This window comes from Aeromonas sp. TECH754, from assembly GCF_056279295.1.
Genome location: NZ_JBWBRA010000001.1, coordinates 675,743 through 690,756, shown reverse-complemented (window position 1 = coordinate 690,756; position 15,014 = coordinate 675,743). Strand labels below are relative to the sequence as shown.

Sequence of the window (15,014 nt, the reverse complement as noted above, 5' to 3'; positions counted from 1 at the left end):
GCTATCGGCGACACACAATCGTAAATTGAGTATTGGACAGTCTGCTTTTAAATTTCGTCACAATAAAAGTGAATATTTCATTACCCAATAAATATAACGCTTGCATGATGTAATATTTTATTATAAGCGATGAGATTTCAGAATGCTGAGCATAAGCAATGTGATTTTTATTAAGATAACTAGTTAATTTTCCATACCATGAGTTTGCTTTGATTCTTGAATAATCATGGAGGCTAAGTTTACTATTTTTTAGACCTTCAACTCTGGCTTCATGGACTAATTTAACAACCGTAGAAGGTTGCGTTGAACATAGACCACCATTAGCATTTCTACGATAAAAAGCTAATGTATCTTTTATATACCCCAAGAAGCCATTTGTAGCCAGCACAATATGAACACAATAATCAACTACCCTCCCACTACTGTTAAATACATCACCAGCGAGGTTTTTACGATATGTCATTGAACTATTATTTAAAAAATTAGATTTTTCTAGTAAATAACTACTATTGATTTTGCATGGTAAATTTTCTGCATTATTAAATAGCCCATACACTGAGCCATCTTCATTTATAACTGTCGCATTACTATATATAGCGGAACAGTCTTCATTTTTTTCTAAAAAATCTATCTGTATTTCTACTTTATTTTTAGCCCAATAATCATCTCCATCACAGTGCGATACATAGTTTGTTTCAGCCCGACGGTGTACGTATTTGAAGTTTTCATACGCACCTATATTTTCTTCATGTCTGACGTGTTCAACAAATGAATATCTCCTTGCATATTCAGCACAGACTTCTGATGTACCATCCGTAGATGCATCATCTGATATGAGTACTTTATATAAATAATTTGTTTTTTGATTAACTATGCTTTCTAAACATTGCTTTATGTATTTTTTTTGATTGTATGTCACAATGCAAACTGTAAGTACTATTTTGTCCATTTTGACCACCTTTGCTTTATACTATAATATTTTCTAACTTTTCAGTAGTCTCACTTCAAGATTCAACAATTCTCGTTTGCGGTTTTTAATCTTCTTCGCCGGTGAACCAATATATACTCCAAATTCTTCACAGTCTTTAGTCACCAACGATAGTGAACCCACCGCTGCACCTTCATGTAAGGTAACACCAGGCAACACAACAGAGCCGGAACCAATAATCACATGCTTACCCAGAGTCACATCCGCATGTGTAACATTAGTATACTCCATGGGGACCATAGGGTTGGTCATATATGTGCCACTATAGTCATCATTACTTGAATAAACTGCAACTCTTGATGAAATATTACAAAAATTAGCAAGCGTTATTTTGCCTGCCCCAATTAATGAACTATAAACCGCAATGTGTATGTAATTACCTAGTTCTATTCCTCCCTCTCCAGCAGAAAGAACGCAGAAATCGTCAATACGTACATTGCTGCCAATATGAATTCGACTAGACCCGTAGATAGAGGCTTTATCAGAAATTAGCACATTAGAACCAAAGGATGCAAATCCCATACTGGCTAACTGCTCTTGAGTAAGAAAAGCCATATAGATTAACTCCCATTAATCAGGTTGATAATTTTATCTTGCTCAAAAGAATTCAACTCGTGATATATCGGTAGGCAGAGCACTTTATCCGCTAACTGATTAGCAAAAGGCAACAGATTGGCCTGTGCACTAGGCAGCCCGCGATACATCGGCATATTACTAATCAAAGGATAGAAATAACGGCGAGACAATATATTGTTTTCCTTGAGCTTATCATACAACTCATCACGACTCAGTGGATAATCAGATTCAACCAAGATAGGGAAATAAGAGTAGTTACTATTCGCATATTGATTGTGCTGATAGACAGTAATTCCCTTTACATCAGATAACGCTGTACGATAGTTTGAATCAATTGTTTGACGTTGCTGCATAGCATGGTCTATGTGCTTAAGTTGAACCAAGCCAAAAGCAGCATTAATCTCACTCATTTTTCCATTAATACCAGGAGCCGTCACGGTTAGCTCATCGGCTATACCAAAGTTCTTCAAGCGATCAATCCGCTGTTTAGTTTTAGCATCCGGGCTAATAATGGCACCTCCCTCAAAGGTGTTGAATACTTTGGTTGCATGAAAACTTAAAATAGAAAGGTCGCCCCATTTAAGTAAACTTTCCCCTTTGTAATTCACGGCGAAAGCATGGGCTGCATCGTAAATGACTTTCAGGCCATAATTATCGGCAATCTTCTGAATCGCTTCGACATCACACGGATTAGAATAGCAATGCACCGGCATAATAGCTGTGGTGCGAGGGGTTATCGCCGCCTCAATCTTAGCGGGGTCGATATTAAATGTTGTGGGATCAATATCGACAAACACCGGCTCTAAACCATTCCACATGATCGAGTGGCTGGTCGCCACAAATGAATAAGGGGTGGTAATAACTTCACCACTGATCCGCATCGCCTGTAATGCCGTAATCAAAGCAATGGTGGCATTATTGAATAGAGAAATATATTCAACACCAAGATAATCACAGAGTTCAGCTTCCAATTCTTGATGAAACGGTCCATTGTTGGTTAACCAGCGATTATCCCAAATTTTCTCCAGATAAGGAATAAACTCATTCAACTCAGGTAGGAAAGGTTGGGTAACAGGAATATTTTTATTTCTCATTTTCTCTTCCAAAAAAGTCATAACGCTTAGACTTAGATAATTTAGCGATGCAAAGCACTACGAAATTGCAATAGCAACGCCTTTTGAGCTAACACTAAATAGAGTAAATAAGTAAGCGTACCAACACTGATATTAATTACGATCTGCAACCAAGGTTGCACTTGCCAGAGTTGTCCAATTACATAAGCGAGCAGAGCAGAAAGTACAACCGCTAACCAGATAGGGGCTAAATCTTTAAACTGCTGCCATTGACTAATGCGAATGAGCTTTGCCGTGTAATAGGTGTTAAGCAATAAGGAAAAGTAGGATGAAAGAGTAAAACCAATACACATACCTAATACACCATAGGATATGCTGATCAGCAAAATAACTATCCCAATGATTTTTTTAATCACTTCTAGCTTTAAAAAAAGATCACTACGCCCCATGACTTGCAGCAAATTTAGATTTATTGCATGAACGGGATAGAGCATATAACCCACACACAATACACTGAGCAAACTCGCGGCACTCTGCCATTGCTCACCCAGTAGAGAAGTTAGTAGCGGTTGAGCAACAAGCCCTAAACCAATAATTAATGGGAAAATAACTACAATAGCCATCTTCAACGTCAAGCGGTAGACGCTTTCCATATTCTCAGCACTGTCTTGTAACTGACTAAACAGTGGGAAAGTTACCCGTTGAATAATGCTGGTTAGGGTTATCGCTGGTACACTAGCCAACTGATTAGCTTGAGTAAATTGTCCTACTAACGTAGGACTGAATTTCTTGCCGATGATGATCAGGTAAAGATTATTGTAGAGCACATCCAATAAACCAGAGAACAATAACTTGCTACCAAAACAAAATAGGTAGTTAAATGATTCTTTAGTAGCCTTTCCCCGTGGCAGCCAAGGGGAAAATACGTTAAATAGAATTAGATTACATATGGTATTGAGTAAGGTTTGTACCACTAATGCCCACACCCCATAACCATTAAGCGCTAACACTATAGCAGTGCAACCGCTAACCAATACACTGATGACCGAAATCTTAGCTTGGGTTTTGAAATCCATTGCTACAGTCAATTGCATTCGAGGTATTAAGGTAAAGGCATTGATCAATACCGCCAGCCCCAATATTCGTAATAAATCTGGCAATTCTGGCTGCTGATAAAAATCAGCAGTATAAGGAGCACCGAAATATAATACGAGATAACAAAGGATAGATATAATAATGTTGTAGTAAAAAGCGGTGACAAGATCACTCTCTGTCCGATCAATTTTACGGATCAACGCCGAGGTAAAGCCACTATCGACAAAGACATTAGCTATGGCAATAAATACCGCAAGCATGCCAATCAGACCGAATGCGATTGGCCCGAGTAACCGAGCCAGCAACAAAGTCAGACCAAGCTGTATACCTTGAGTCAATATACGCTCGATAGCACTCCACTGTAAGCCTTTTCTAGTCTTAGTCGCCAAATCCGACATTAGAGATACTCGGCCATTGTGAAAATAGGCTGTCGTTGATCTTTATCGGATAAAATTAGTGGTAATCCAACGATTGGCCATTCGATAGCGATGCTTTCATCATTCCACTTGATGCCGCGATCACTGTTGCAGGCATAATAATCAGTTGTCTTGTACAAGAACTCAGCTGTGTCGGTTAACGTAATAAAACCATGAGCAAATCCTTCCGGGAGCCATAGCTGACGTTTGTTTTCACCGGAAAGATGTACACCCACCCATTGGCCAAATGTTGGAGAGCTTTTTCTGATATCAACTGCTACATCGAACACTTCACCAGCAACACACCTCACCAGCTTTCCCTGAGCATGAGGTGGTAACTGGTAGTGCAGCCCACGTAATACCCCTTTCGAAGATTTCGAATGATTGTCCTGCACGAAGGTCACAGAATAACCAACCGCCTCTTCAAATAATTTGTGATTAAAGCTTTCAAAGAAGAAACCTCGCTCATCACCGAATACTTTCGGCTCAAAAATTAGCACATCCGGGATATTGGTCTTGATTACATTCATTGCTCAATCCAGAAAATTTGGAATTTTTCAGTGGAGGGATAGAAAATAGGGAATATACGATAGTACGCGTCGCTGTTCACCAATCACTATTTCCCAAACTTAGGCTTTAGCCACCATCTTCAGCAGATATTGACCATAAGCATTCTTGGCAAGTGGCGCAGCCAGTTGCCGGATCTGTTCGGCGTCAATAAATTTCTGGCGGTAGGCTATTTCTTCGGGACATGACACTTTCAACCCTTGGCGGGTTTCGATTGTTTGAATAAAGTTGCTCGCCTCAATCAGGCTCTCGTGAGTGCCGGTATCCAGCCAGGCATAACCACGACCCATCATGGCCACCGACAGATTGCCTTGTTCAAGGTAGATACGGTTAACATCAGTAATTTCCAGTTCGCCACGGGGAGATGGCTTCAGGCTCTTGGCAATCTCGACCACGCTGTTGTCGTAAAAATAGAGACCGGTCACCGCATAGTTGCTCTTGGGCTCCACTGGCTTCTCTTCCAGTGACATTGCCGTTCCCTGTTTATCAAATTCCACCACACCATAACGCTCTGGGTCATGCACGTGATAGGCAAACACGGTCGCACCACTGGCTTTGGCCGCCGCGCCTTCCAGCTGCTTCTGCAAGTCGTGGCCGTAAAAGATGTTATCGCCCAGCACCAGGGCACAATCATCGTCGCCGATAAACTCTTCACCCAGAATAAAGGCTTGTGCCAACCCATCCGGGCTCGGCTGTACCTTGTACTGAAGGCTCAGGCCCCATTGGCTACCATCACCCAGCAATTGTTCAAAACGGGGGGTATCTTGCGGGGTACTGATGATAAGGATGTCGCGAATACCTGCCAGCATCAGGGTGCTCAGCGGGTAATAGATCATCGGCTTGTCATAGATAGGCAACAACTGCTTGCTGACAGCCATGGTCACAGGATAGAGACGGGTGCCAGAGCCGCCGGCCAGAATAATACCTTTACGTTTAGTCATAGAGCTTGATTTCTTATCTTTGAATGATGTAACCCATCAAAGTGAGTGCGCTTACATAACACTCATTTTGCGTTTTATCCCTGTTGGTGAGAGGCATCATATCCCCACACCGCTGCCATCTTTTTATTTACCGAGGATCTCGGTCAGCATCCGCTCGACACCGACTGTCCAGTCCGGCAGAACCAGCTTGAATGTGCGTTGAAACTTGGTGGTGTCGAGTCGCGAGTTGTGCGGCCGCTTGGCCGGTGTCGGAAAGGCGCTGGTCGGGACGGCATTGACCTGAGTCACCGCCAACTCGACACCGGCGTCCCGTGCCTTGGCAAAGACCAATTGGGCATAGTCAAACCAGGTCGTGGTGCCAGAAGCGATCAGATGATAGAGCCCCGCCACTTCGGGTTTGTGCTGCGCGGTCCGGATCGCATGAGCGGTGCAGTCGGCCAGCAGTTCGGCTCCGGTCGGAGCGCCAAATTGATCATGGATGACCGACATTTCACTGCGCTCCTTGCCAACACGTAGCATGGTCTTGGCGAAGTTGGCACCACGGGCGGCATAGACCCAACTGGTGCGGAAGATGAGGTGCCGAGAACACAGTGCAGCGGCCTGCTCGCCCGCCAGCTTGGTCTCACCATAGACGTTGAGCGGTGCCGTCTGATCGCTCTCGACCCAAGGACGTTCGCCACTGCCATCGAATACGTAATCGGTGGAGTAGTGCACCAGCCAGGCACCCAACGCCTCAGCTTCTTTGGCAATCGCAGCCACGCTGGTGGCGTTGAGCAGTTCGGCGAATTCCCGCTCGCTTTCCGCCTTGTCGACGGCGGTGTGAGCCGCGGCATTGACAATCACATCCGGCTTGAGCAGGCGAACCGTGTCGGCCACGCCAGCCGGGTTGCTGAAATCGCCGCAATAGTCGGTGGAGTCAAAATCCACCGCGGTAATGCGGCCCAGCGGGGCCAATGCGCGCTGCAACTCCCAGCCTACCTGACCATTCTTGCCAAACAACAGGATATGCATCAGGCACGCTCCCCGTAGTTTTGCTCGATCCAGGACTGATAGGCCCCGCTCTTGACGTTGCCAACCCACTGCTGATTTTCCAAGTACCACAGCACGGTTTTGCGGATGCCGGATTCGAAAGTCTCTTGTGGTTGCCAATCCAGCTCGGCGCTCATCTTACTGGCATCGATGGCATAACGACGGTCGTGACCGGGGCGGTCGGTCACATAGGTGATTTGATCACGATAGGACCCTGCTTTCGGCACCATCTCATCGAGCAGGTCGCAGATGGTGTGTACCACCTCCAGGTTCTGCTTCTCGTTGTGACCGCCGATGTTATAGGTCTCACCCATCACCCCCGTGGTGACCACGGTATAGAGTGCACGGGCATGGTCTTCCACATAGAGCCAGTCACGGATCTGGTCCCCCTTGCCATAGACCGGCAACGGCTTGCCATCTAGGGCGTTGAGGATCACCAGCGGGATCAGTTTCTCGGGGAAGTGATAGGGGCCGTAGTTGTTGGAGCAATTGGTGACCACAGTCGGCAGGCCATAGGTACGGCGCCAGGCGCGGACCAGATGGTCGCTCGATGCCTTGGAGGCGGAATAGGGACTGCTGGGCGCATAAGGGGTCGTTTCGGTAAAGAGCGGCAGCGCCTCACCAGGAGCGGCTTCATCGGGATGGGGCAGGTCGCCATATACCTCGTCAGTGGAGATATGATGGAAGCGGAAGGCCGCCTTGCGCATCTCATCCAGCACGTTCCAATAGGCACGGGCGGCTTCCAGCAACATGTAAGTGCCGACGATATTGGTTTCGATGAAATCGGCAGGTCCGGTGATGGAGCGATCGACGTGGCTCTCGGCCGCCAGGTGCATCACGGCATCGGGTTGGTGGGCGGCAAAGACCCGATCCAGCTCGGCGCGGTTGCAGATATCTACCTGCTCGAACGCATAGCGATCGCTGCCTGAGACCTCAGCCAGGGATTCCAGGTTGCCCGCATAGGTCAGCTTGTCGAGATTGACCACTGAGTCTTGGGTATCACGGATGATATGACGAACAACGGCCGAGCCGATAAAACCGGCACCACCAGTTACAAGGATTTTCATATAGGTAAGTACTCTACAAAACAGAATTGAACAATGGAGAAGAAATACAGAAAAATTAGATAGTCCAGAAAATAACAAAAATGCAGGCTACCGCCCCTGAGTTACAGCTCCCAATATGCTGTTTTTAACCTGATTGTGCGCGCTGTTGGTCATCATATCCTCCAGCTTCTTGTATTGGTTGATGCATAACAATGGTGTCAAATCACGTTGCACATCTGAGTATTCCGAGAGCATGCATTGTTCACATCTTGGGCTGTTGAAGCCCTAAACCCGACTCGCGCCTGATTCTATCCCGCTTCCCCCGAGGATGAACAGTCAAAACATAGGAAAGCCCCCATCAAAGATGGACTCTTTCTGGTCCCAACAATGAAACTGTTCCCAACCGTACCTGAATAAACTTAGCAGACTATAAAGAAAACCTTTTTATTTTAACTAGTTATAGATAATGGTGTCGTTTGCTTATGTGTTCAAGAATATTTTCTGAACAATAGTAACTTGTAGCGTTGGAGCCCAAAGCACGTGTTCAGCCCCTGTCGGTGCGATCATAATCGTCGCAAAGCTCCCCATAGGAAGACGGAGCAGAGGCCAACGACATTGGATTTTCGCCTAGCACATCAGCCAGACGGACACCCTTTGGCCATCGTATTTACACAAGGGAACATGCTGAGAATAAAGGAATATGCGATTCAGTCTCGATACAGGGGGATCTGTGTAGGATCCACATTGACTCTCCTCCCCATACACCCTCTAATTGACAGCCTGGACCCTCATCATCATGCATCTTATGAAAATCCTTTTGGTCGAAGACGACAAGCTGCTCAATCACCATCTCACCACGCTGTTGACCGAGGCCCAGAATCAGGTCCATAGCACGGATAGCGCCTTGGTCGCGCTGCACTATGCTCGCGACTATCCCATCGATGTCGCCATTATCGATCTCGGCCTGCCGGACATGGACGGCCTGCAGCTCATCAGCCAACTGAGAGAGCAGCAGATCCCCTTCCCCATCATAGTGTTGACCGCTCGTGGCAGCTGGCAGGACAAGGTGGAAGGACTGGAAGCCGGTGCCGATGATTACCTGGTCAAGCCGTTCCAGAAAGACGAGCTGCTTGCCCGTCTCAACGCCCTGGTGCGTCGCAGTGCCGGCTTTATTTCACCCAAGGTAAAAGCCGGTGACTACGAACTCGATCTGTCCCGCAAGGAGCTGACTATTGCTGGCGAAGTCACCGTGCTCACCAGCTTCGAGTATCTCATCCTGGAATATCTGATGCGCAACGCCCGTCAGGTGGTCTCTAAGCAGCAACTGCTGGATCAGCTCTACGGCGATGGTGAAGGGGATCCGAATACCATCGAAGTCATGGTGAGCCGGCTGCGCAAGAAACTGGACCCGGAAGGATTGATATCCCCCATCTCCACCATTCGCCGTCAGGGTTATATATTCAATCTTTCATGCAGTTGAAGCTACCGCGATAACGACCATGAAAAGCCCCATGTATCTGATCCGCCGCTCTCTCCACCTCAAGCTGATGCTGAGCGCCATGTTGGTCATCGCGATCATCATGACCTTCTCTGTCTATATCCTCTACCTCGGCCACGCCGAGGAGCAGGCCCAGAAGGCCAGCACCCGCATGCAGGAGAACCTCTCCAAGCTGTTCTCCTCAAAGCAACCGGATCCCCATGCCATCACCGATCTTGGCAACATCACCCCGGATGCCATCGACCCCAACCTCGATACCCTGATCTGCCGGGCCGACGGGGAGCTGAGCTGGTCCAGCCTGCACATGCCGGAGGTGATCTCGGCCAAGGGCACCATCTGCCGGGATCTGATGAAGCATCTGGGTGGGCTGGATCAGGACTATTTCTTCAAACTGCATACCATCAAGACCGGCGATAGCTACTTCATCTACAGCCTGCGTTTCCTGCGCAATCACGGCGACGGCCCCACCACCTATTACGTGGTGATGGTGGACTCCGCCAAGAGCTACCAAGACCAGACCCGGGAATATCTCTATCAATGCATTCGTCAGGCGCTGCTCTCCTATTGCCTGCTCGGCGCCCTGCTGCTGCTGACCAGCTTCTGGAGCCTCTCCTCCCTGCGTACCATGGCGCGGCAGATAGACGAGATCAGGGCCGGCAAGCGTGAGGCTCTCTCCGACGACTACGAGCGCGAGTTGACGCCATTGACCGAGTCGGTCAACCAGTTGCTGGAGAACGAACGCCAGCAGACCCAACGTTACCAGCATGCACTGAATGATCTGGCCCACAGCCTGAAAACCCGCCTCGCCCTCATCCAGATCACGGCGCAGGAGCTCAAACTCGGTCATGACATCCATGACAACATCAGTGAACAGATCACCACCATGGATCAGATCATTCAGTACCAGCTGCGCCGCGCCGTCACCGGACGCAAGCGTCTCGCCAGCAAGGGCACCGAACCTGTTCCCCTTATCGAGAAACTGCTGGCAAGCCTCGCCAAGGTCTATCGCCACAAGAAGCTGCAAACCGGCTTCCAATTTGATGACGATGTCTTCTTTCACGGCGAACAGGGCGATCTGATGGAGCTGATGGGTAACCTGCTCGACAACGCCTGCAAGTTTGCCATCAGCGAAATCCAGGTGCAGGTGCGCCATCAAGGCAGCGGCCTGCTGATCCTGATAGAGGACGACGGTCCCGGCATCGCGCCCGGCAAATCAGAGCAGATCTTCCAGCGCGGGGTGCGAGCCGACAGCTCCTCCGGTCAGGGTATCGGCCTCGCGGTGGTGACCGAAATCGTGCACAGCTATGGCGGTGACATTCGGGTGGATGAGTCCCCCCTCGGCGGCGCCCGCTTCCAGATGACCCTTCCCTGATACTTGGGTACTCGCCCGACGGGTCCGGGCGGGTACCCAAGATATTCTACCTCTGGGCCCATGTTTCTCTGCCCAGCCTTTGTGATCGCCACCAATCTCTTGTCACTCGTCCCGCCGCCTCAAGCTGACGGACAGCCATATCTGTTCGTTGCCAACGCCTCCCATCAACCCTCTCCACACTGCATATTGGCAGCGCCCGCAATAGCGAGGCCTTATGCACTTATGCACTTATGCACTTATGCATCAGCAGGTTGACGTGTCTTCACGCAAGATGACGGCCGGGATCATCGGCGGCTGGATGCAACCGTCGAGGGAACAACCTCTCAATATCGGGATGGGAGGCGATATTTGGAGGAGAACTGCACGGCAAAACGTGCAAAAAATAGATAAAAAAACCGGCCGCGAGGGCCGGTGAAACAGTTCAGGCTTGTCAGGTGACAATCGCACCCAGCGGATGAAGACCGGTTCCAATTCCTTATGAAGCCCTGTCCTCTTGAGTACGTGAGTTCACTTTACCCCATGGTCACTGAATCGGGACTGAACCACGATGAAATCGTTTCCTTACCCATTTTTCAGAGCAGGATCCCGAGAGATTGACGCAGGTAGGCGCCGGCACCGAGCAGGCCCGGGCCCTCATGAGTGATGAGGTACACGGGGATATCTTTCAGGTAGGGCTTGAAGCGCCCCTTGTCCTCGAAAGCGACCCGAAAGCCCGAGCCGAGGAAAAACTCCTGGAAGCGCGGCACTATGCCGCCAGCGATGTACACGCCACCAAAGGTGCCCATATTGAGCGCCAGATTGCCGGCAAACCGCCCCATCAACACGCAGAACAGGCTGAGGGTGCGGCGGCAATCGAGGCAAGAGCCCGTCAGCGCCCGCTCGGTGATGTCCTTGGGGGCGAACGGCTCAGGCTCGCGGCCATCGGACTTCACCAGACCGCGGTAGATGTTGACGAGACCCGGACCGGAGAGCAGCCGCTCCGCCGAGACATGGCCGAGCTCGGCACGCATCACCTGCAGTACGGCATCTTCTTCCTCGCTGTTGGCAGCGAAATCCACGTGACCGCCCTCCCCTGGCAGGCTCAGCCACAGATCGCCGGCCTGTACCAGATGAGCGACCCCAAGGCCGGTGCCGGCCCCATAGACGGCGATGGGTTTGCCCGCCACCGGGGCGGCGCCGCCAAGCTGGATGCGGTCGGCCTCACCCAGCACGGGTACCGCCATGGAAACGGCGGTGAAGTCGTTGATGACTTGCAGCCGGGTCAGGCCCAGCTTGGCCTGCATCTCACGGATGGAGAACTCCCAGCTGTGGTTGGTCATGGCGACCCAGTCGCCGTTGATCGGGCAGGCGATGGCGATGCAGGCCTCGCTCACCTCGGTTTTGTGTTCCTCCAGATAGAGGCGCACCACGGCTTCCAGGCTGGGATGAGCCAGGCCGGAATAGGTCTTTGCCTGGGAAATGGCGCCGCTTGCCAACTCACAGAGGGCCAGCCGAGCATTGGTGCCGCCGACGTCGCCGACCAGCGCATGGGTATGCTGCATAACAAACTCCTTCGTTACCGACTCGGGGCGGCCCTTACCGTCCCGACATTATTATTTGGCAGCGATTCTACCCGAGCCCAGGACCCGGCCGCGCGTTTGATGGGTGCAACTGTGCGCCCGCTCACAGTGTTGTTGCTTTGCAACATTTGTAAGCGTTTTCAGAGGGCAAATGGAAGTTTGTAACCAAAAATACGAAATAATTAGACATGAGTCATACTTTATGGGGTCGAGGTTAGTTCCGATAAGCGCTTGTCTTGTATAGTCATCAAGTTGATTGGAAACCTGCTTGAGCTGTGAACTTAGTGCACAGACACTGAAGTTAAATTACAAAAATGCTTGGTGGTAATGATGAATACCCTTGATAAAATTACGAACAATTTGGAAAGTTTTAGTAAATCAGAGCGTAAGGTGGCTGAAGTGATCCTGGCGTCGCCCCAGACCGCCATTCACTCCAGTATTGCCACCCTCGCCAAGATGGCCGACGTCAGCGAACCGACCGTCAATCGCTTCTGCCGCCGCCTCGATACCAAAGGCTTCCCCGACTTCAAACTGCACCTGGCCCAGAGCCTGGCCAATGGCACGCCTTATGTGAATCGCCACGTGGAAGCCGAAGACGGCCCCGACACCTACACCGCCAAGATCTTCGAATCGACCATGGCCTGTCTGGATGCCGCCAAGAACAGTCTGGACATCTCCGCCATCAATCGTTGCGTCGATATCCTGACCCAATCCAAGAAGATCAGCTTCTTCGGCCTCGGCGCCTCTTCGGCCGTGGCCCGCGATGCCCAGAACAAGTTCTTCCGCTTCAACATCCCGGTGGTGAGCTTCGAGGACATCGTCATGATGCGCATGAGCTGCATCAACAGCAGCGAGGGAGATGTGGTAGTGCTCATCTCCCACACCGGCCGCACCAAGGCGCTGGTCGAGATCGCCGCGCTGGCCCGTGAAAACGATGCCACCGTGATCGGCATGACCGCCAAGGATTCCCCGCTGGCACGCGAATGCAACCTGGTGCTCTCCATGGATGTGCCAGAAGACACCGACGTCTACATGCCGATGGCCTCCCGCATCGCCCAGCTGGCGCTGGTGGATGTACTGGCGACCGGTTTTACCCTGCGCCGTGGCATGAAATTTCGCGAAAACCTGAAGAAAGTCAAAGAAGGTTTGCGCGAATCCCGCTTCGATACCCCACACAATTCCTGACCTGCCGGGGGCCAGTCCCCCGACTGTCTATGCCACTTGGCTTGGTGTAGTATTGTAATTTAATAACATAAGGCCACCCAGATGGCCTACAAGCGGGCGCCAATCCCACGCGCTTGACGGGGCAGTATTTCAAGTCATATCAACTTCATATCGGAGTCTTTCATGCCAAGACGTACAAAGATTGTAACCACACTCGGTCCGGCGACCGATCGCGACGGCATCCTCGAGGGGATCATCCGCGCCGGTGCCGACATGGTGCGGATGAACTTCTCTCACGGCACTCCTGAAGATCATATCCTGCGCGCCAACCAGGTGCGTGAAATCGCCGCCAAGCTCGGCCGCCACGTCGCCATCATGGGCGATCTGCAAGGCCCCAAGATCCGTGTATCCACCTTCAAGGACGGCAAGATCTACCTGGCCATCGGTGACAAGTTCATTCTCGACGCTGCCCTCGGCAAGGGCGAAGGCTGTCAGGAACAGGTTGGTATCGATTACAAGAGCCTGCCAAACGACGTGGTGTCCGGCGACATCCTGCTGCTGGACGACGGTCGGGTACAGCTGAAAGTCGAACAGGTCGAAGGTACCCGCATTCACACCACGGTCACCGTGGCCGGTCCGCTCTCCAACAACAAGGGCATCAACAAGAAAGGCGGCGGTCTCTCCGCCCCGGCCCTGACCGAGAAGGACAAGGAAGACATCAAGACCGCCGCCCGCATGAACGTGGACTACCTGGCCGTCTCCTTCCCCCGCAACGGCGACGATCTGCGCTACGCCCGTGAACTGGCCCGCGAAGCCGGCTCCAACGCCAAGATAGTGGCCAAGGTCGAGCGCGCCGAGACCGTCGCCAGCGACGAGGCGATGGAAGACATCATCCTCGGCTCCGATGCCGTCATGGTGGCTCGTGGGGATCTCGGCGTCGAGATCGGCGATCCCGAGCTGGTCGGCGTGCAGAAGAAGCTGATCCGTCACTCCCGTCGTCTGAACCGTGTCGTCATCACCGCGACCCAGATGATGGAGTCCATGATCAATGCCCCGCTGCCGACCCGCGCCGAGGTGATGGACGTGGCCAACGCCGTGCTGGATGGTACCGATGCGGTGATGCTCTCCGCCGAAACCGCTGCCGGTCAGTTCCCCATCGAGACGGTGACCTCCATGGCCAGCGTCTGCGTGGGCGCCGAGAAGCACCCGAGCCTGAACGTCTCCAACCACCGCATGAACTACACCTTCACCTCGGTGGAAGAAGCCGTGGCCATGTCCACCATGTACGCCGCCAACCACCTGGAAGGGGTCAAGGCGATCGTGGCGCTGACCGAATCCGGCACCACTCCGCTGCTGATGTCCCGCATCAGCTCAGGTTTGCCGATCTTCGCCATGTCTCCTCACAACAAGACCCTGGCCTGGACCAATCTCTACCGTGGCGTCACCCCCGTGCTGTTTGACGGCGACGAGACCAAGCCGGTCTACGAGGTCTGCCGCGAGGCGCTGGACGCGCTCAAGGCCAAAGGCTTGGTCCAGAGCGGCGACATGGTGCTGCTGACTCATGGCGACAAAATGGAAACCGTGGGCAGTACCAACACCTGCAAGGTGATGATGGTCGAGTAACTCCCGGCTTCACATCGACGAAAACGGCTCCCACGGGAGCCGTTTTGTGATGGTGAATACTGACGCT

At 51.2% G+C, this 15,014-nt stretch carries 13 protein-coding genes; 4 read left to right on the top strand and 9 right to left on the bottom strand.

Going from position 1 to position 15,014, the window contains the following annotated elements; genetic code table 11:
- Position 1: 1 nt before the first annotated feature.
- The 8 genes from ACZ9IL_RS03065 to rfbB form a co-directional block, all read right to left on the bottom strand.
- Positions 2 to 949: a glycosyltransferase gene (locus ACZ9IL_RS03065; RefSeq protein WP_476002181.1), complete on the bottom strand. Its 948-nt coding sequence runs from the start codon at positions 947 to 949 to the stop codon at positions 2 to 4.
- 33 nt (positions 950 to 982) lie between these two features.
- Positions 983 to 1,543, bottom strand: coding sequence for an acyltransferase (locus tag ACZ9IL_RS03060; RefSeq protein ID WP_476002180.1), 561 nt, complete (start codon positions 1,541 to 1,543; stop codon positions 983 to 985).
- A 5-nt stretch (positions 1,544 to 1,548) separates the two neighbouring features.
- A complete protein-coding gene (vioA, locus tag ACZ9IL_RS03055) occupies positions 1,549 to 2,658 on the bottom strand; it encodes a dTDP-4-amino-4,6-dideoxy-D-glucose aminotransferase VioA (RefSeq protein WP_476002179.1) in 1,110 nt (369 codons plus the stop codon).
- Between the two features lie 41 nt (positions 2,659 to 2,699).
- Entirely contained in the window at positions 2,700 to 4,130 is a 1,431-nt protein-coding gene (locus tag ACZ9IL_RS03050) for a lipopolysaccharide biosynthesis protein (protein ID WP_476002178.1), read from the bottom strand.
- Positions 4,130 to 4,678 carry a dTDP-4-dehydrorhamnose 3,5-epimerase gene (rfbC, locus tag ACZ9IL_RS03045; RefSeq protein ID WP_476002177.1) on the bottom strand — a complete coding sequence of 183 codons (549 nt, stop codon included), beginning with the start codon at positions 4,676 to 4,678 and terminating at the stop codon, positions 4,130 to 4,132. Before rfbC ends, ACZ9IL_RS03050 begins: the two co-directional genes overlap by 1 nt.
- A 99-nt stretch (positions 4,679 to 4,777) precedes the next feature.
- Entirely contained in the window at positions 4,778 to 5,656 is an 879-nt protein-coding gene (gene rfbA, locus ACZ9IL_RS03040) for a glucose-1-phosphate thymidylyltransferase RfbA (protein WP_476002176.1), read from the bottom strand.
- 123 nt (positions 5,657 to 5,779) lie between these two features.
- A complete protein-coding gene (rfbD, locus tag ACZ9IL_RS03035; RefSeq protein ID WP_476002175.1) occupies positions 5,780 to 6,667 on the bottom strand; it encodes a dTDP-4-dehydrorhamnose reductase in 888 nt (295 codons plus the stop codon).
- Positions 6,667 to 7,752, bottom strand: coding sequence for a dTDP-glucose 4,6-dehydratase (gene rfbB, locus ACZ9IL_RS03030; protein WP_476002174.1), 1,086 nt, complete (start codon positions 7,750 to 7,752; stop codon positions 6,667 to 6,669). Before rfbB ends, rfbD begins: the two co-directional genes overlap by 1 nt.
- Positions 7,753 to 8,536: 784 nt before the next feature.
- Here rfbB and ACZ9IL_RS03025 point away from each other — a divergent pair.
- Both ACZ9IL_RS03025 and ACZ9IL_RS03020 read left to right on the top strand, forming a co-directional pair.
- Positions 8,537 to 9,211, top strand: coding sequence for a response regulator transcription factor (locus ACZ9IL_RS03025; RefSeq protein ID WP_476002173.1), 675 nt, complete (start codon positions 8,537 to 8,539; stop codon positions 9,209 to 9,211).
- Between the two features lie 19 nt (positions 9,212 to 9,230).
- On the top strand, positions 9,231 to 10,601 hold the full coding sequence (locus tag ACZ9IL_RS03020; protein WP_476002172.1) for an ATP-binding protein: 1,371 nt from the start codon (positions 9,231 to 9,233) through the stop codon (positions 10,599 to 10,601).
- Between the two features lie 572 nt (positions 10,602 to 11,173).
- On the opposite strand, the gene glk is transcribed toward ACZ9IL_RS03020, so the two are convergent.
- Positions 11,174 to 12,142, bottom strand: a complete 969-nt coding sequence (glk, locus tag ACZ9IL_RS03015; protein ID WP_476002171.1) for a glucokinase — start codon at positions 12,140 to 12,142, stop codon at positions 11,174 to 11,176.
- 348 nt (positions 12,143 to 12,490) lie between these two features.
- Here glk and ACZ9IL_RS03010 point away from each other — a divergent pair, with 348 nt between their 5' ends.
- Positions 12,491 to 13,345, top strand: a complete 855-nt coding sequence (locus ACZ9IL_RS03010) for a MurR/RpiR family transcriptional regulator (RefSeq protein WP_170176012.1) — start codon at positions 12,491 to 12,493, stop codon at positions 13,343 to 13,345.
- Positions 13,346 to 13,507: 162 nt separating this feature from the next.
- A complete protein-coding gene (gene pyk / locus ACZ9IL_RS03005) occupies positions 13,508 to 14,947 on the top strand; it encodes a pyruvate kinase (RefSeq protein WP_476002170.1) in 1,440 nt (479 codons plus the stop codon).
- The last annotated feature ends 67 nt before the right edge of the window (positions 14,948 to 15,014 follow it).

What these genes read in the sequence shown, in the direction of transcription:
- vioA (WP_476002179.1), bottom strand. Translation starts at nt 2,658, where the DNA reads ATGAGAAATAAAAATATTCCTGTTACCCAACCTTTCCTACCTGAGTTG.
- ACZ9IL_RS03065 (WP_476002181.1), bottom strand. Translation starts at nt 949, where the DNA reads ATGGACAAAATAGTACTTACAGTTTGCATTGTGACATACAATCAAAAA.
- ACZ9IL_RS03050 (WP_476002178.1), bottom strand. Translation starts at nt 4,130, where the DNA reads ATGTCGGATTTGGCGACTAAGACTAGAAAAGGCTTACAGTGGAGTGCT.
- ACZ9IL_RS03010 (WP_170176012.1), top strand. Translation starts at nt 12,491, where the DNA reads ATGAATACCCTTGATAAAATTACGAACAATTTGGAAAGTTTTAGTAAA.
- ACZ9IL_RS03060 (WP_476002180.1), bottom strand. Translation starts at nt 1,543, where the DNA reads ATGGCTTTTCTTACTCAAGAGCAGTTAGCCAGTATGGGATTTGCATCC.
- pyk (WP_476002170.1), top strand. Translation starts at nt 13,508, where the DNA reads ATGCCAAGACGTACAAAGATTGTAACCACACTCGGTCCGGCGACCGAT.
- rfbD (WP_476002175.1), bottom strand. Translation starts at nt 6,667, where the DNA reads ATGCATATCCTGTTGTTTGGCAAGAATGGTCAGGTAGGCTGGGAGTTG.
- rfbB (WP_476002174.1), bottom strand. Translation starts at nt 7,752, where the DNA reads ATGAAAATCCTTGTAACTGGTGGTGCCGGTTTTATCGGCTCGGCCGTT.
- rfbC (WP_476002177.1), bottom strand. Translation starts at nt 4,678, where the DNA reads ATGAATGTAATCAAGACCAATATCCCGGATGTGCTAATTTTTGAGCCG.
- rfbA (WP_476002176.1), bottom strand. Translation starts at nt 5,656, where the DNA reads ATGACTAAACGTAAAGGTATTATTCTGGCCGGCGGCTCTGGCACCCGT.
- glk (WP_476002171.1), bottom strand. Translation starts at nt 12,142, where the DNA reads ATGCAGCATACCCATGCGCTGGTCGGCGACGTCGGCGGCACCAATGCT.
- ACZ9IL_RS03020 (WP_476002172.1), top strand. Translation starts at nt 9,231, where the DNA reads ATGAAAAGCCCCATGTATCTGATCCGCCGCTCTCTCCACCTCAAGCTG.
- ACZ9IL_RS03025 (WP_476002173.1), top strand. Translation starts at nt 8,537, where the DNA reads ATGAAAATCCTTTTGGTCGAAGACGACAAGCTGCTCAATCACCATCTC.